Source organism: Stutzerimonas stutzeri, from assembly GCF_018138085.1.
In the GTDB taxonomy this organism is placed as follows: domain Bacteria; phylum Pseudomonadota; class Gammaproteobacteria; order Pseudomonadales; family Pseudomonadaceae; genus Stutzerimonas; species Stutzerimonas stutzeri_AI.
On sequence record NZ_CP073105.1, the window covers coordinates 3,037,765 to 3,052,187 of the forward strand.

At 59.4% G+C, this 14,423-nt stretch carries 20 protein-coding genes; 9 read left to right on the forward strand and 11 right to left on the reverse strand.

Annotated elements, in window-relative coordinates:
• Nucleotides 1-4: 4 nt before the first annotated feature.
• The 10 genes from KCX70_RS13845 to KCX70_RS13890 all read right to left on the reverse strand — a co-directional run bounded on the left by KCX70_RS13845 (nucleotide 5) and on the right by KCX70_RS13890 (nucleotide 8,478).
• Nucleotides 5-1,108, reverse strand: coding sequence for a flagellar basal body P-ring protein FlgI (locus KCX70_RS13845; protein ID WP_212617895.1), 1,104 nt, complete (start codon nucleotides 1,106-1,108; stop codon nucleotides 5-7).
• A gap of 13 nt (nucleotides 1,109-1,121) precedes the next feature.
• Nucleotides 1,122-1,817, reverse strand: a complete 696-nt coding sequence (gene flgH, locus KCX70_RS13850) for a flagellar basal body L-ring protein FlgH (protein ID WP_021208517.1) — start codon at nucleotides 1,815-1,817, stop codon at nucleotides 1,122-1,124.
• 29 nt (nucleotides 1,818-1,846) lie between these two features.
• A complete protein-coding gene (flgG, locus tag KCX70_RS13855) occupies nucleotides 1,847-2,632 on the reverse strand; it encodes a flagellar basal-body rod protein FlgG (RefSeq protein WP_021208516.1) in 786 nt (261 codons plus the stop codon).
• Between the two features lie 46 nt (nucleotides 2,633-2,678).
• Nucleotides 2,679-3,419 (reverse strand): flagellar basal-body rod protein FlgF, encoded by a 741-nt coding sequence (gene flgF / locus KCX70_RS13860; protein WP_021208515.1) that lies wholly within the window; start codon nucleotides 3,417-3,419, stop codon nucleotides 2,679-2,681.
• Nucleotides 3,420-3,609: 190 nt separating this feature from the next.
• Entirely contained in the window at nucleotides 3,610-4,890 is a 1,281-nt protein-coding gene (gene flgE / locus KCX70_RS13865; protein ID WP_212617896.1) for a flagellar hook protein FlgE, read from the reverse strand.
• A gap of 32 nt (nucleotides 4,891-4,922) precedes the next feature.
• A complete protein-coding gene (gene flgD, locus KCX70_RS13870) occupies nucleotides 4,923-5,603 on the reverse strand; it encodes a flagellar hook assembly protein FlgD (RefSeq protein WP_021208513.1) in 681 nt (226 codons plus the stop codon).
• A gap of 18 nt (nucleotides 5,604-5,621) precedes the next feature.
• Nucleotides 5,622-6,065 carry a flagellar basal body rod protein FlgC gene (gene flgC / locus KCX70_RS13875; RefSeq protein WP_021208512.1) on the reverse strand — a complete coding sequence of 148 codons (444 nt, stop codon included), beginning with the start codon at nucleotides 6,063-6,065 and terminating at the stop codon, nucleotides 5,622-5,624.
• Nucleotides 6,066-6,079: 14 nt separating this feature from the next.
• Nucleotides 6,080-6,484 carry a flagellar basal body rod protein FlgB gene (gene flgB, locus KCX70_RS13880; protein ID WP_031311064.1) on the reverse strand — a complete coding sequence of 135 codons (405 nt, stop codon included), beginning with the start codon at nucleotides 6,482-6,484 and terminating at the stop codon, nucleotides 6,080-6,082.
• Nucleotides 6,485-6,683: 199 nt separating this feature from the next.
• Nucleotides 6,684-7,508 (reverse strand): CheR family methyltransferase, encoded by an 825-nt coding sequence (locus KCX70_RS13885; RefSeq protein ID WP_031311063.1) that lies wholly within the window; start codon nucleotides 7,506-7,508, stop codon nucleotides 6,684-6,686.
• A 37-nt stretch (nucleotides 7,509-7,545) separates the two neighbouring features.
• Nucleotides 7,546-8,478 (reverse strand): chemotaxis protein CheV, encoded by a 933-nt coding sequence (locus KCX70_RS13890; RefSeq protein WP_212617897.1) that lies wholly within the window; start codon nucleotides 8,476-8,478, stop codon nucleotides 7,546-7,548.
• A gap of 78 nt (nucleotides 8,479-8,556) precedes the next feature.
• On the opposite strand from KCX70_RS13890, the gene flgA reads away from it, so the two are divergent.
• The 5 genes from flgA (at nucleotide 8,557) to KCX70_RS13915 (ending at nucleotide 12,617) form a co-directional block, all read left to right on the forward strand.
• A complete protein-coding gene (gene flgA, locus KCX70_RS13895) occupies nucleotides 8,557-9,309 on the forward strand; it encodes a flagellar basal body P-ring formation chaperone FlgA (protein ID WP_212617898.1) in 753 nt (250 codons plus the stop codon).
• Between the two features lie 105 nt (nucleotides 9,310-9,414).
• Nucleotides 9,415-9,744 (forward strand): flagellar biosynthesis anti-sigma factor FlgM, encoded by a 330-nt coding sequence (gene flgM / locus KCX70_RS13900; RefSeq protein WP_212617899.1) that lies wholly within the window; start codon nucleotides 9,415-9,417, stop codon nucleotides 9,742-9,744.
• Between the two features lie 49 nt (nucleotides 9,745-9,793).
• Nucleotides 9,794-10,264: a flagella synthesis protein FlgN gene (locus KCX70_RS13905; RefSeq protein ID WP_212617900.1), complete on the forward strand. Its 471-nt coding sequence runs from the start codon at nucleotides 9,794-9,796 to the stop codon at nucleotides 10,262-10,264.
• A 72-nt stretch (nucleotides 10,265-10,336) separates the two neighbouring features.
• The gene (locus KCX70_RS13910; RefSeq protein WP_021208505.1) at nucleotides 10,337-11,086 is read left to right on the forward strand and encodes a flagellar brake protein; all 750 of its coding nucleotides are present in this window, start codon (nucleotides 10,337-10,339) and stop codon (nucleotides 11,084-11,086) included.
• A 319-nt stretch (nucleotides 11,087-11,405) separates the two neighbouring features.
• Entirely contained in the window at nucleotides 11,406-12,617 is a 1,212-nt protein-coding gene (locus KCX70_RS13915) for a site-specific integrase (RefSeq protein WP_212617901.1), read from the forward strand.
• Here KCX70_RS13915 and KCX70_RS13920 read toward each other — a convergent pair.
• Nucleotides 12,614-13,087 (reverse strand): hypothetical protein, encoded by a 474-nt coding sequence (locus tag KCX70_RS13920; RefSeq protein ID WP_212617902.1) that lies wholly within the window; start codon nucleotides 13,085-13,087, stop codon nucleotides 12,614-12,616. The two genes, KCX70_RS13915 and KCX70_RS13920, sit on opposite strands and share 4 nt — an antisense overlap.
• A gap of 170 nt (nucleotides 13,088-13,257) precedes the next feature.
• Between KCX70_RS13920 and KCX70_RS13925 the strand changes: the two genes are divergently transcribed.
• From KCX70_RS13925 to KCX70_RS13940, 4 genes are all read left to right on the forward strand, one after another.
• A complete protein-coding gene (locus tag KCX70_RS13925) occupies nucleotides 13,258-13,458 on the forward strand; it encodes a helix-turn-helix domain-containing protein (RefSeq protein WP_212617903.1) in 201 nt (66 codons plus the stop codon).
• Nucleotides 13,459-13,606: 148 nt separating this feature from the next.
• Nucleotides 13,607-13,846, forward strand: coding sequence for a hypothetical protein (locus KCX70_RS13930; protein ID WP_212617904.1), 240 nt, complete (start codon nucleotides 13,607-13,609; stop codon nucleotides 13,844-13,846).
• The gene (locus KCX70_RS13935) at nucleotides 13,843-14,088 is read left to right on the forward strand and encodes a hypothetical protein (RefSeq protein ID WP_212617905.1); all 246 of its coding nucleotides are present in this window, start codon (nucleotides 13,843-13,845) and stop codon (nucleotides 14,086-14,088) included. The genes KCX70_RS13930 and KCX70_RS13935 overlap by 4 nt, the downstream gene beginning before the upstream one ends.
• A gap of 86 nt (nucleotides 14,089-14,174) precedes the next feature.
• Entirely contained in the window at nucleotides 14,175-14,414 is a 240-nt protein-coding gene (locus KCX70_RS13940) for a helix-turn-helix domain-containing protein (RefSeq protein WP_090519064.1), read from the forward strand.
• The last annotated feature ends 9 nt before the right edge of the window (nucleotides 14,415-14,423 follow it).

Sequence of the window (14,423 nt, forward strand, 5' to 3'; positions counted from 1 at the left end):
TTCCTCAGATCACGATCAGGTCTGCTTGCAGCGCACCGGCCTGTTTGAGCGCTTCGAGGATGGCCATCAGATCGCTGGGCGCAGCCCCGACCTGATTCACGGCCCGTACGATTTCATCAAGCGTGGTTCCCGGCCCGAACTTGAACATGGGCTTGGCTTCCTGTTCCGCCTTGACCTTGGAATTGGGCGCGACCACCGTCTGCCCGTCCGATAGAGGGTTCGGCTGGCTCACCTGCGGATCTTCGGAAATGGTTACGGTCAGGCTGCCATGCGTCACGGCCGCCGGTTGAACACGAACGTTCTGGCCGATAACGATGGTGCCGGTACGCGAGTTGATGATCACCTTGGCCACCGCCTGACCAACGTCGACCTCGAGATTCTCCAAAATCGACAGGTAGTCCACGCGCTGGCTCGGATCCAGCGGTGCGGTGATGCTGATCGAACCACCATCCAGCGCCTGGGCCACGCCGGGGCCAAGCAGCTCGTTGATGTGGTCGACAATGTTCTTGGCCGTGGTGAAATCCGGACGGTTGAGGTTCATCGTCAGGGTGTTGCCCTGGTTGAAGGCGCTCGGCACCGGCCGCTCGACGGTCGCACCACCGGGAATACGGCCGGCCGAGGGAATATTGACGGTGATGCGCGAACCGTCGGCACCGCCGGCATCGAAGCCGCCGACGACGAGGTTGCCCTGAGCGATGGCATACACGTTGCCGTCGATCCCCTTGAGCGGCGCCATCAGCAGGCTGCCGCCACGCAGGCTCTTGGCGTTACCGATCGACGACACCGTGATGTCGATCGTCTGGCCCGGCTTGGCGAACGGCGGAAGCTCGGCATGGATCGACACCGCCGCAACGTTCTTCAGCTGGACGTTGCCGCCGGCCGGAACCTTGATGCCGAACTGCGCCATCATGTTGTTGAAGGTCTGCACGGTAAACGGCGTCTGCGTGGTCTGGTCGCCGCTGCCATTGAGGCCGACCACCAGGCCGTAACCAATCAGCTGGTTGCTGCGCACCCCCTGAATGGTCGCGATGTCCTTGAGCCGCTCGGCGTGTGCGGGGATGGCCGCTACGCACAGCAAGGCAAGCAGGATCGAGCTGAACAGTTTCATTGCCTGTACCTGCTTAGAAAGGCCACAACGGGCTGACGAAGAAGCGATCCAGCCAACCCGGCTGGCTGGCATCGGCGAACGCGCCGGTGCCGGAATAGGTGATGCGCGCATCAGCGATACGGGTCGACGGCACGGTGTTGTCGGTCGCGATATCGTCCGAGCGCACCAGGCCGGCGATGCGCACCAGCTCGTCGCCGGTGTTGAGCGTCATCCACTTCTCGCCGCGGATCGCCAGGATGCCGTTGGGCAGCACGTCGGAGACGGTCACAGTGATGGAGCCGGACAAACTGTTGCTCTGCCCTGCCTGACCGGAGCCGGAGGTGTCACGCGCCGCTTCATATTCGGCACCCAGGCTCATGTTGTTGCCGGTCAGCGGGTTGGCCATCGAAACGGCGCCTCCGAACAGTGAGCCAAGGCCGATGTTGGCCTTGCTGTCCTTGGAAATCTTCGAATTCGAGTTCTTGCTTGCCTGCGTCTTCTCGTTGAGGGTGACGGTGATGATGTCGCCGACCCGATACGCCTTGCGATCGTCGTACAGATTGGTTTCGAAGCCAGCCTGGTAAATCGCTCCGTTGTTCTGCGCAGCCGGCAGCGGCGTGCGCGGCAGAACCGGCGCGTAATAGGGATCGTTGGGCTTCGGAGCAGGTGCCATACAACCGGACAGGATCACGGCGGGCATCAGCGGAAGGACAGACAACAAGCGGCGCATATTCACCTCAATCCAGCGGCTGACAGCTATTACAGCTGCTGGGTAACGAAAGACAGCATCTGGTCGGCCGTGGAGATGACTTTCGAGTTCATCTCGTAGGCGCGCTGCGTGGTGATCATGTTCACCAGCTCCTCGACGACGCTGACGTTTGAGTTTTCCAGTGTGTTCTGCAGCACGGTACCCAGTCCGTTGAGGCCTGGCGTGCTGACCTGCGGCGCGCCGCTGGCAGCGGTTTCCAGGAACAGGTTGCTGCCCATTGCCTGCAGGCCGGCCGGGTTGACGAAGTCCGCGGTCTGGATGTTGCCGATGATCTGCGGCGCCGGGTTGCCCAGGGTGGTGACGGACACGGTGCCATCCTCGCCCACGGTGAAGGTCTGGGTCTCAGGCGGCACGACGATGGCCGGTTCCAGGGCGTAGCCGTTGGAGGTCACGATCTGGCCGTCAGCGTTCAGGTGAAAGCTGCCGTCGCGTGAGTAGGAGACGGTGCCGTCCGGCAGCAGGACCTGGAAGAAGCCGCGCCCATTGATCGCCATGTCGAGCGGCTGCTCGGTGGTCTGCAGGCTACCGGCGGTGAACTGTTTCTGCGTACCGACGATGCGTACACCCGTACCCAATTGCAGGCCGGACGGCAGTTCGCTGTCCTGGCTGGATTGGCCGCCCGGCTGGCGGCGGATCTGGTAGAGCAGATCCTGAAACTCGGCCCGGTCTTTCTTGAAGCCCGTAGTGGATACGTTGGCCAGGTTGTTCGAAATGGTGGTCAGGTTCATGTCCTGCGCGGACAGACCTGTCTTGCTTACCCACAGTGCTGGAAGCATGTCGTTCTCCTATGGCGCCGGAATCTGGGCGCGCCGCCTAGTTTGATTAGCTGATCTGCAAGACTCGGGCCGCAGCGGCACCATCTTCTTCCGCGGTGCGCATCATCTTCACGTGAAGCTCGAATTGGCGGGACAGTGCCAGCATCGAGGTCATCTCCGCGACAGCATTGACGTTGCTCGCCTCGAGGAAGCCGGACGTCACGCGCACCGCGGCATCCGCCTCGACGGGCTTGCCGTCTTTCATCCGGATCAGACCGTCGGTGCCCTTCTGCAGCTGTTTGGGGTCCGGGTTCACCAGCTTCAGGCGATCCACCGTCACCACGACGTTCGGATCTTCACCCAGCGCGCGGATGCTGATCGACCCATCGGCACCGATCTCGACCTTCTCTTCCGGCGGCACGGCAATCGGCCCGGCGTTGCCGAGTACCGGCAAACCATCGCCGGTTCTGAGCATGCCGAGCGTATCGATGTTCAGGCTGCCCGTACGGGCATAGGCTTCGCTGCCATCAGGGGCCTGCACGGCGATCCAGCCATCACCCTCGACGGCGACGTCCAGGTCCCGCCCGGTTTCCTGTAGGGTCCCGGAGCTAAAGTCGGTACCGGGGCGCTCGCTCATGGCATACACACGCGCCGGAAAGCTGTCGCCGAAGACCTGCATCGAGCGCGCCTGCTCAAAGTCGCGACGGAAGCCCGTAGTCGAGATGTTCGCCAGGTTGTTGGCATGTGCCTGCTGGGCACGAGAGTTTTGGCTCGCCCCCGTCATTGCCACATAGAGCATCTTGTCCATGGAACCTCCGTAACACACAAATTGACGCAAACTGGATCGTTACGGATCAATTCAGCAAGACGCATGCCAAGGAAAAAGAGAGAAGATAAGTCTTTGATTAATTGATGATTTATTCAAATAAAAAAAGCCCCGAAGGGCCTGCAAAACCCGAGGCGGCAATTTCCCGCCGCCTCGCTGCGACTGACGTCGTTTACCGCAGGTTGATGATCGTCTGGGTAATGGCACTCTCGGTTTCGATGGTCTTGGCGTTCGCCTGGTAGTTGCGCTGCGCCACGATGAGGTTCACCAGCTGATCGGAAAGCTCGACGTTAGAGTCTTCAAGCGCTCCGGCCTGCAGCGAACCCAGGGTACCGCTGCCAGGCGGGTTGCGCACTGGCTCGCCCGATTCGAACGACTGGACCCACTGCGTCTTGCCGACCGGCGTCAGGCCCTGGACGTTGGCGAAGTTGGCCAGAATGATCTGCCCCTGCACCTTGGACTGGCCGTTGGTGTACCGAGCGAAGATCTCACCTGATTCGCTGATCTCAAGACCGGCGAGTTCTCCAGTGGTGTAACCGTCCTGAGCGACGCTGTTAACAGCAAAGGCGCTGGCGTATTGGGTGGAGCCGCGGATGTCTAGCGAGACGTCCAACCCGGCGGCGGGCGCAGCGTTGTTCAACGACCAGCTACCATCGGTGTTGTGGACGGCAGGCTGCCAGCCAGCGATCGCCGTGCTACCGCTCGCAGGCGTCAGCAAACTACCAGACGGACTGAACTCGAGCGTGGTCGTGTTAGGTGCCGTGCTATTGACCGGATCAGACGGGTTACGTCCGTCGATAAGCACGTTCATCTGCCAGGTGTTGGCCGTGCCGCTCTTGACGAAATATTGCGTCATGACGTGGGCGTTACCTTGCTCGTCATAGATATTGGTCGAGGTCGACGAGTTGTAACTCAATGGATCAGCCGGATCGAACGGCGTATTGATCGGCTGGGTATTGGTCGAATTGAGGTTGAAGCCCTGCGTGACCTTGGTCGTGGCCTTGGGTTCCTGGCTGGCGGTCTGGATCTTCAGATCGCTGACCTGCCCCGTCTGGATATTGCCGTTGGCGTCGACCGAATAGCCCTGCAGGTGATAACCGAAGTTGTCGACCAGATTGCCTTGCTTGTCGGTACCGAAATAACCCGCACGGGTGTAGCTCAGCGCGCCGTTGTTGCTGACCTGGAAAAAGCCGTTGCCGTTGATCGCCAAATCCAGCGCGTTCTGCGTGTAGTTGATGTTGCCCTGGTTGAACTGCTGCGACACGTTCGCCAGCAGCACGCCACTTCCCTGCGGGTTCTTGCCGGTGCCGAGCACGGATGAGGCGTACACGTCGGCAAACTCTGCCCGTGATTGCTTGAACCCTGCCGTTCCGGCGTTGGCAATGTTGTTACCCGTGACGTTGAGGTCTTTGCTGGCGGCACGCATGCCGCTGAGGCCGATATTGAACGACATGAATTGCTCCTGTTACCGGATCTGACCGGCGGTTACTGACCGATGACCTGGACTTGCGACAGCGCGATGCTGCCGACCCCGGCCAGGTTGAGCATCAGCTCACCGCCGTTCTGCCCGAGAGTGACGCTGTCTACGTTGGCGGGCAGCAGGGTGTATAGGCCCTTGGTCTCGCCTTGGTAGGTGGCTTGTGCTTCAAACTTGTACGTCCCAGGCGGCAAGGTCTTGCCGCTCGAGTCCTTGCCGTCCCACATGAAGGAGACGTTGCCGGCCTCCTGCTGACCCATGTTGATCCGGTTGACGACGGTGCCGGCGCTGTCATAGACGTTGACCGAGACGTTGCTGCTGGAAGTGGGCAAAACCAGGCTGGCCTTGAAGGTCTCACTGGTATCCACAACCGCCTTGTCGCTCGGCACGATGACCTTGCGACCCACCAGGGAAGACGCCTGCAGGGCCTGGGACGACTGATACCCGGACAGCATCGTCTCCATGCTCGAATTCAACTTCTCTACGCCTTCGACGGTGCTGAACTGCGCCAGCTGAGCGATGAACTCACCGTTTTCCTGTGGCTCGAGCGGGTTCTGGTTGTTCAGCTGGGTGACCAGCAATTCGAGAAACTCGTTCTTGCCCAGATCCTTGCTCTTCGCTTCGCGATCCTTGATCTGGTACTGGTCGAGTACCGAACCGGTACCGCCGACGCTGCCTGTCGTGCTCATGGCTATCTCTCGTTAGGGTTACTGACCGAGGGTCAGAACTTTCTGCAGCATGGTCTTGGCTGTGTTCATCAGCTCAGCGTTGGTCTGAAACGAACGGCTGGCGGAAATCATGTCGGCCATCTCTTCCACGACATTGACGTTCGGGTAATAGACGTAGCCTTCGGCGTTCGCCGCGGGATGATTCGGCTCGTAACGCGCCTGCAGCTCGCTCTGATCCTCGACTACGCCCAGCACCTGAACGCCGACGCCCGCCTGGCCCTGCTCGGCGAACAGCGACTGATCAGGTTGCCCATTGGCCTGCTGCAGCATGGTCGCGAACACGGGATGACGGGCACGATAGGTCTGGTCGACGCTGGACGACACCGTCTCGGCGTTGGCGATGTTGCTGGATATGGTGTTCAGACGAGTGCTCTGCGCGCTCATGCCGCTGCCGGCGATGTTGAATACGTTTCCAAGGGACATAGTGGTCGCTCCTGTTAATCGCCACGCAGGGCGCCCATCAGGCCCCTGAACTTACTGTTGAGCAAGGTGAAGCTTGCCTGGAAATCAATGGCATTCTCGGCGTAGGCGGCTTGCTCGACCTGCGCGTCGACCGTGTTCTGATCCAGCGATGCATGTGCAGGCGTACGAAAGCGCAACCCAGGATCGGCAATCTCCATCCCTTCGGCAGCGATGTGCTTGCTACTGGTTAGCGCCACACCGAATTCGCCGCGGTTCTTGCTGCTCTGGGCGGCAAGCACGGAACTGAAATCGAGGTCACGCGCTTTGTAGTTGGGCGTGTCGGCGTTAGCGATGTTGTTGGCCAGCACTTCGGCGCGCTGGGCGCGAAAACCGAGAGCTTTCTCGTGGATACCGAGCGCTTTGTCGAAACTGATGCTCATGATCTGGACCTCTGCCGGATACAAGTCTGCTTGGCAAAGCATGAGCAAACACCGTGCCATTTAGGCAAAGCGCTGATATATAGGCATTTTTACTGATCAGAACGATCGGGAGGCGTCAAAAGCGGCAATGCTTTTCCTTTTGCCTTGCCGCTCTGGACCGGTCACCGACAGAATTCTGCCGCGCCGGGCTTGGAGCTGGTCACTTCGCTTTGTAGATAATGCCCGGGCTGCATTGCACCATCTGATAGAGCTCAGGAAGGCCGTTCAGCGCCTCCGATGCGCCGAGAAACAGATACCCCCCGGGCTTCAGCGTGGCGTGAATACGCTTGAGGATGTCCTTCTTTACGTCCGCGGAAAAATAGATCAGCACGTTCCGGCAGAACACCACGTCGAACTTGCCCAGCACGGCGTAGCTATCTAGCAAGTTCTGTACGCGAAACTCGACACGACTACGGATGCCCGGCTTGACCACCCAACGCCCGGGCGTCTTGGCATCGAAATAGCGCTGCAGGCGATCGCTCGACAGCCCGCGCGCGATCGCCAGGCTGTCGTACTCGGCCGCCTTGCTCGCCGCCAGCATCGCGCCGGACAGCTCAGTGGCGACAATCTGAACAGCCGGCTTTGGCTGGCTGGGACTGTTTCGCTCGTACTCGTCGATCGTCATCGACAGCGAATAAGGCTCCTGCCCCGAAGAGCAGGCCGCCGACCAGATACGCAGTCGCTGCCCGACCGCTGACTTGAGCAACTCCGGCAGGACCCGGTTCTTCATCACCTCGAACGGATAGGTATCACGAAACCAGAGCGTTTCGTTGGTCGTCATCGCATCGACGACCTGCTCCCTGAGGCCGCTGCGAGGCTGTGCCTGAATCTTTCTGACCAGGTCGCCCAGGGTCTTGAGCCCCTGCTGCTCCATCAACTTGTTCAGCCTGCTCGACACGAGATATTGCTTGTTGTTGCCCAGCAAGATGCCGCAGGTTTTCTCGAGGAACACTCGGAACTGATCGAAATCCGGATCGCCTGACACTAATAATGCCCACCAGTCGTATTGAGAGGACAAGGCCTCATTTTTTATCCGTTGTCCGGATTCGCTCTATCACGCGGTTGGCCAGATCGTCGGCCTGAAACTTTGCAAGAAAATCGTTTGCACCGACACGCTTGACCATGCTCTGGTTGAACACGCCGGAGAGAGAAGTATGCAGCAGAATGTGCATGTCACGCATGACGGGATCCTGACGCACTTCGGTCGTTAATGTATAGCCATCCATTTCCGGCATCTCAATGTCGGAAATCATCATGACGAATTCCTTGGATGGGGTCTTACCTTCCGCCACCAGCCCGCGCAGGTAATTCAGCGCCTGGCGCCCGTCGTTCTGGGCGACCACTTCGATCCCCAGGTTCTGTAGACAACGAATAATCTGCTTTCGCGCAACGGACGAGTCGTCGACGATCAGTACGCGACTGGTGGAGGCCTTGCTGCTGGTCTCTTCATCGGCGATACCGACCGAGAGCTGCTCGGATACAGGCGCGACCTCGGCAAGTACCTTCTCGACGTCGATGATCTCCACCATCTGTCCGTCGACGTGAGTCACGGCAGTCAGGTAGTGATCATGCCCGACGCCCTTGGGCGGCGGCAGAATGGCCTCCCAGTTCATATTGACGATCCGCTCCACCGACCGTACGAGAAACCCGAGGACCTTGGTGTTGTACTCCACGATGATGGCGAAGCTGTTCGGCAGGTCGCCGAGCGCTTGTTTGCCCGTGGCGAGCGAAAGATCCAGGATCGAAAGCGTGTTGCCGCGGATATTCGCAACACCACGAACCACCGGACTGGACCGAGGCATGACGGTCAGTCGGGGGCACTGCAGCACCTCCTTGACCTTGAATACGTTGATGCCGTAGAGCTGCTTCCCGTCCAACCGGAACAACAGCAGTTCCAAACGATTCTGTCCCACCAGCTGTGTGCGCTGGTTAACCGAATCCAATATACCGGCCATGCCAGTTTCCTCTCGCTTGCGAAATGGTAGTCGATCATGAAACCGGCCTGACGGCACGCGCCTTGCTTGGGCCATGACATGAGCAAACAAATGACTTATTTCCGGCATCCCTGCAAGGCGATCTGCCATGCGATCCTTTTACCGGCCTTGTGTGGGCTGAGCCCGTTTGCTGACTCGGCAGGCGTGACACGACCTGAACAGCTTATCGACGCGACCCGCGACTTTCTTGAGCACGAGGTGGATGACTATTTGCAGCGTAGCCAAATCGAGGCCCGCTACGAAATCGAGGTCAACCGGCTCGATCCCCGCCTGCGTCTGGCGTCCTGTGACGAGCCGCTTTCGGCCAAGCTGGAAAGCCCGGCGCAGCCAGTCGGTCGCGCAACCATCCGGGTCAGTTGCGAAGGGTCCTCGCCCTGGTCCGTTTTCGTACCTGCACAGATTCATTTGTTCCGCGAGGTCATCGTCGCCCGGCGCCCACTGGCTCGCGAGAGCGTCATCGAACAGGCCGATGTCACCCTTGCAGAACGCGATGTGGGCTTGCTGAACCAAGGCTATATGACCGCGTACGACCAAGTGCTCGGCAACAAAGTGACTCGCAGCGCCCTACCCGACCAGGTGTTGCCACCGACATACATCTCCGCGGCCGAAGTGGTACGCAAAGGGGATCAAGTCGTAATCAGCGCGAAAAATTCCACGATAAATGTGAGAATGCCGGGTGAAGCCTTGTCCGATGGCGCACTCGGCAGCCAGATCCGGGTCAAAAACCAACGATCCGGGCGGACGATCAAGGCCCGGGTCATGGGGCCCGGCCAGGTGGAAGTCGCGATGTAAGCGCATGGAACGCGACGACGCAGCCATCGGCCGAAAAAAAGCTAAAGTTTTCTATGGATTTGCCGAAAAGCAGGCAAGCGTCCTGACTTATTCGAGGTTTCGATCATGGCTATCGATTTCAATCGGCCCAACAGCGCCGTCAATTCACCCAGTAATGGGCGCAGCAGCAGCGTCCAGAACACCGAACGCCCGACCGCTCAACAAGCGCCCGCGGACACAACGAAGAGCACCAGCAGCGAAGCGGTAGCTGGCGAAAGCGTCCAGCTCAGCCCGCAGGCGCAGCGCTTGCAGCAAACGGCACAGCAGCTGAGCCGTGAACCCGCGGTCGACCAAGAGCGCGTGGCGCAGATCAAACAGGCCATTGCTGACGGCAGCTACCAAGTAGACAGCCAGCGCGTGGCGTCCAAGCTACTCGCTTTTGAAAACCAACGCTGATTCTCTGCCAACGGGTGTGTAGCCAGGCGTCGGCGCGTTAGAGGCCACTATGCAAGATACTGAAGTGCTTCAGCAGCTCACTGACGATATCGGCATTGCCGGGAAGCTTCTTGAGCTCACCAATGCCGAATACCAGGCGCTCGCTGAGCGTAATCTCGCCGGGCTTGAACAACTGCTCACTCAGAAACAGACGCTGCTAGCGTTGCTGGGCCAGCATGGCACTCTGCGCAGCCAGACACTTGCCAATGCTCAGTTGAGTGCCGACCGGAATGGTTTGGCGGTATTTGCCGCGCGCTCATCGCAAGGCGAACAAATTCTTGCCCAATCAGATAAGCTAGACGAACTCCTCGAGGCCTGCCGAAGCGCCAACGAGCGTAACGGAAAGCTCATTCGCGCCAATCAGAGCGCCGTCGGAAGCATGTTGCGCGTTCTGCAGGGAAGCAATCAGACTCCCGATCTCTACGACCGCAGAGGCGCGGCCGCCAGAACCGCCAGCCACCGCCCACTCAGCCAGGCCTGAAGCATACGCGGCCAGCAACATCAAAATGCTATCATGCGGCTGACGTCGTTATATGCCGGAGAGCAGAGATAAGTGTCCAGTCGCTTTGCTGAAGATGAAGGCCCGCAGCCTCCCCAGACCTTGAAGACCGCAGCGGAAGTCCTGGCGAACCTGCGCGTTCTGCTGGATAACCACATTCCGCTCATGGTGCGCTTTACCGAGCGCAACCAGCGATACCAAACCTACCTGGTCGAGATAAACCGCGAGAAAGGCTGGATCGCGCTAGACGAACTCATCCCCACCGACGGTGAGCGATTCATGGCGTCCGGCGAATCCTTTCAGATCGAAGGCTATTACGAAGGCGTGCGCATCGCCTGGAAGAACAGCCACCCCGTGCACCTGGGCGAGCTGGACGATGCGCGCTGCTATTGGACCCCGCTGCCCGACCAGATCCTCTACCATCAGCGCCGCAACGCTTATCGCGCCCAGCTGATCGGCCAGACTGTCGCCGTCGAACTCGGCGGGAAGACAATCAGGCAGCCCCTTGAGGGTAAAGTGCTGGATATGTCCGCTACCGGTTGCAAGCTCAGCTTTCAAGGCGACGTACAGAGCGGCCTGCAAGCAGGCCGAGTCTACGAACAGCTATCGGCGAAACTGCCGTTCGGCACCATCACAACCGCAGCCGAACTGCGGCACGTTATCTTCGACGAAAAGCTCGACACGACATTCTGCGGTATGCGGTTTCACCGCATCAGCGGACTGACGCAGCGACAGATCGAACGATTCGTTTATCAGCTGCAGCGTGAAGCACGACGAGACCAGGCAAGCGATCGCTTCAGCTGACTCGCATCGCAATGGCAAGCGGGACCATTGCGCCTCTCCCTCACGCACGGCCAAGACAAACAGCACTCGCCAAAACGCGAAAACACTTTTGGACGTTCGTCTGACCGTGCGCCAGCAGTAGGTTCGACTGGCCTTGCAGAGAAAAAAACTGGCGTCCCAGGCGAGGTTCGAACTCACAACCTTCCCCTTAGGAGGGGCAACCAAGCCCCTTGCAGATCAAGCACTTACCTTGTAAATCAAGCAGTTAGCGTCCCGTTGCATCCGGTAAACCAGCCCCGTATAGTCGCTTTTGCACCCACACTGCACCCATGGGGACACCGTGCGAGAGAAGCTGACGGCGCGCCGACTGAACAGCCTGGAAGTTACCGGCAAGGAATACGAAGTCCACGATACCACTGTGCCCGGCCTGTTCGTGCGCGTGACTGCCGCAGGTGCAAAGTCCTATGTCGTGACCTGGGCGCGTGGCCGCAAGAAGACGTTGGGCCGTGTCGGCATCCTGACGCTCGCTCAGGCTCAGGAAGAAGCCCTGCTGTACCTCAACGAAGCCCGCAAGCACGGCGAGCCGCTGGCAGTCACGCAAGGCCGCCGCGGTGCTGGCACCCCTACCCTGCGCAGCTTCATCGATGACCACTATATGCCGTGGTTCAAGGCCCACCACAAAGGCCACGAGAAGACACTGCACACGCTCGACACCAGCTTCGAGCCGATCATGCACAGCCGCCTCGATGAAATCACCGGCCGCGATCTGGAGCAGATCCGCACCGCCTGGCTCAACGGCGGCAACAAGCCGTCCACCGCGAACCGCAAGATCGGCAGCATCAGCGGAGTATTTAGCCGAGCAGTGGAATGGGCCTACCTGCCCGCCTCGCCCCTGGAGAAGGTCAAGCAACTGAAGGTCGATTCGATCGGCCGCATCCGCTACCTGTCGAAAGACGAAGCCAAAGCCCTTAGGGACGCGCTGGACGCACGCGAGGAGCGAATCAGGGCAGAGCGTGACAGTGCGAACGAATGGCGCACCAAGCGCAACCGGGAGCCGCTGCCAGACCTTCGCGCCCTCGCCTTCGCTGACCATCTGAAGCCGATGGTTCTGCTATCGCTCAACACGGGTATGCGCCGGGGCGAACTGTTCGGCCTGCGCTGGCATCACGCCAATCTGCAAGCCAAAACCCTAACGGCAGCCGGTGAAGGTGCCAAGACCAGCGAGACGCGGCATATCCCACTCAATGCCGAGGCATTGGCCACGCTGCAAGGATGGAAGGACCAGGCAAGCGGCACCGGCTATATCTTCCCAGGCGAAGACGACAAGCCCATGACGGACGTGAAAACAGCCTGGCTGGAGCTGCTGAAGAATGCGGGAATTGCCGGCTTCCGCTGGCACGATATGCGTCACGACTTCGCGTCACGGCTGGTGATGGCTGGCGTGCCGCTCAACACGGTTCGCGATCTGCTGGGGCACGCTGATATCAAGATGACGCTCCGCTATGCCCACCTTGCGCCGGACAGCAAGGCGGCAGCGGTAGAGCTGATCTAAAACGGAATCGTGTCGAAATCGACAATAACTGGGCTATTTTTGTGCTCTTGGACGTGTTTTAAAAGCGCATCCCAATGAGTGCGTATAGCTTCAAAATTTACCCAGCACTCATATACATCTTCACCATTCGGAAAATGTCGCCAGAACTCTAGGCTGGACTTGATCGTTTCCCACACCCTAAGTTCGTCATAGGTCAGTGTCTCAGGCATATAGATCGCCTGTTTGACAAATCTCGTTGACTCGTCAGTCGACCACACCTTGGCAATCACTTCATCAAATGTCTCGTCTGGCGCTCGGAATTGCTGCTGGGCAATGGCATTTGAGATCGCCCATTCAATCACAGCAGTCAATGATCGCTTTTGCATTCGCCCCATAAGATCAAGCGCGAACTTGATCTTCGGATCGATCCGTATCCCTACGGAAACCGTCGTGCTTGTCTCGCCTTTTCTCTTCGTCGTCTTGGTAGCCATCCGGGCGCCTGCCTTCCTAATCTGCTTTCGATGCCTACAGCTTGACCTACGAGCAAACTAGCGTCAATCCGGTTGAGTGCGTGTTTGTTTAGCAATTGCTTGCACTAAGCGAATTGAGCTGTTTATGATGGCAATCACTGGCACCAAATCTAAGCCAGATGGAGAAGACCATGTCCCAACTCGCAACGCTGCAACCCCTCGCTGTTGGCCCTGAAGAGGCCGCCCGCGCATCCGGCACCACCCGTTCCGCTGTTTACGAAGCCATTGCCCGCGGCGATCTCGTGTCGTTCAAGGCTGGCAAGCGCCGCCTGATCCTCGTCGAAGAACTGCGCGCCTGGCTGAATCGGATGGCGAAGGAGAACGGCCGGTGAGCGGCCATTTGGAGGCCCTGGAGCGGGCCTTCCATCTAATCGACCGGAGCGGCAAAGTCATTGGGTGGCTGGCACTGCCTACCAATACCCGACTGATTGATCTCGAACACCTGCGCCACCTTGGCGCCTCTCGACTGGAGCTAGCGAAATGAATACCGCAACGACTGAAACAGTGGACGCGATCGACGCTTACGACCTGGCGACCTATGCGCGCGAACACGGCAAGTGGCTGGCCGCGCTAATGCGCTCAATCACGCTGGACAAAAAGCACAACGAAGGGCGCAACGTTGCCGAGCTCGGCGGCTTGGGGCAGTTCTTGGCAGACGATCTGAGCAACTACATGGATTGCGAAGCAGAGCGCATCAAGCGCGTGGAGGGGCTGCAATGAGCCGCATCACTGATCGCGAGGCGTTCGAGATGATCCAGCGCAACGCCGCGGCGCTGACGAACGCCGGCAAAGGGTTGGAAGGTATCGGCCGGCTATTGGGCGCCGATGAATCTGAGCATCACCTAAGCGACGACGACCGGAGCAGCCTTGCGTATGCGGTGGCCGCCCTGGGCTCGATGATCTACGCGGCCGCCAACGAAGCATGGGGCTACGCCGCACCGGACAGGGACGAATGGACATGAGAAAGGAAGCAGAGAGGAAACCCGAAGCGGTGCTGCAACACCGCCAGGGGCAAACACATTGGACTGCACCAAGTGAGGACTGAACTATGCCATCACACTCCGCAACCGAGCAAGACCGGCGCCTTCTGGAAGCACTGAGAATTCATCCAGTGACGACCATCGAAGCAGCCAACGATCTGGATATTGTCCATCCGCCGAGCACGGTTCGCCGCCTTCGTCGACGGGGCTTCGATATCCGCACGCAATGGGCCTACCAGGCCACTGAGGCAGGACGGCCACCGCACCGCGTGGGTCAATACGTCCTGATGCAAGAAACAGCGGCCTAGCGGCCATAA

What these genes read in the sequence shown, in the direction of transcription:
- flgG (WP_021208516.1), bottom strand. Translation starts at nt 2,632, where the DNA reads ATGCTTCCAGCACTGTGGGTAAGCAAGACAGGTCTGTCCGCGCAGGAC.
- KCX70_RS13925 (WP_212617903.1), top strand. Translation starts at nt 13,258, where the DNA reads ATGTCCCAACTCGCAACGCTGCAACCCCTCGCTGTTGGCCCTGAAGAG.
- KCX70_RS13920 (WP_212617902.1), bottom strand. Translation starts at nt 13,087, where the DNA reads ATGGCTACCAAGACGACGAAGAGAAAAGGCGAGACAAGCACGACGGTT.
- flgH (WP_021208517.1), bottom strand. Translation starts at nt 1,817, where the DNA reads ATGCGCCGCTTGTTGTCTGTCCTTCCGCTGATGCCCGCCGTGATCCTG.
- flgD (WP_021208513.1), bottom strand. Translation starts at nt 5,603, where the DNA reads ATGAGCACGACAGGCAGCGTCGGCGGTACCGGTTCGGTACTCGACCAG.
- KCX70_RS13935 (WP_212617905.1), top strand. Translation starts at nt 13,843, where the DNA reads ATGAGCCGCATCACTGATCGCGAGGCGTTCGAGATGATCCAGCGCAAC.
- KCX70_RS13890 (WP_212617897.1), bottom strand. Translation starts at nt 8,478, where the DNA reads ATGGCCGGTATATTGGATTCGGTTAACCAGCGCACACAGCTGGTGGGA.
- flgA (WP_212617898.1), top strand. Translation starts at nt 8,557, where the DNA reads ATGAGCAAACAAATGACTTATTTCCGGCATCCCTGCAAGGCGATCTGC.
- flgM (WP_212617899.1), top strand. Translation starts at nt 9,415, where the DNA reads ATGGCTATCGATTTCAATCGGCCCAACAGCGCCGTCAATTCACCCAGT.
- KCX70_RS13845 (WP_212617895.1), bottom strand. Translation starts at nt 1,108, where the DNA reads ATGAAACTGTTCAGCTCGATCCTGCTTGCCTTGCTGTGCGTAGCGGCC.
- flgF (WP_021208515.1), bottom strand. Translation starts at nt 3,419, where the DNA reads ATGGACAAGATGCTCTATGTGGCAATGACGGGGGCGAGCCAAAACTCT.
- KCX70_RS13940 (WP_090519064.1), top strand. Translation starts at nt 14,175, where the DNA reads ATGCCATCACACTCCGCAACCGAGCAAGACCGGCGCCTTCTGGAAGCA.
- KCX70_RS13930 (WP_212617904.1), top strand. Translation starts at nt 13,607, where the DNA reads ATGAATACCGCAACGACTGAAACAGTGGACGCGATCGACGCTTACGAC.
- KCX70_RS13905 (WP_212617900.1), top strand. Translation starts at nt 9,794, where the DNA reads ATGCAAGATACTGAAGTGCTTCAGCAGCTCACTGACGATATCGGCATT.
- flgB (WP_031311064.1), bottom strand. Translation starts at nt 6,484, where the DNA reads ATGAGCATCAGTTTCGACAAAGCGCTCGGTATCCACGAGAAAGCTCTC.
- flgC (WP_021208512.1), bottom strand. Translation starts at nt 6,065, where the DNA reads ATGTCCCTTGGAAACGTATTCAACATCGCCGGCAGCGGCATGAGCGCG.
- flgE (WP_212617896.1), bottom strand. Translation starts at nt 4,890, where the DNA reads ATGTCGTTCAATATCGGCCTCAGCGGCATGCGTGCCGCCAGCAAAGAC.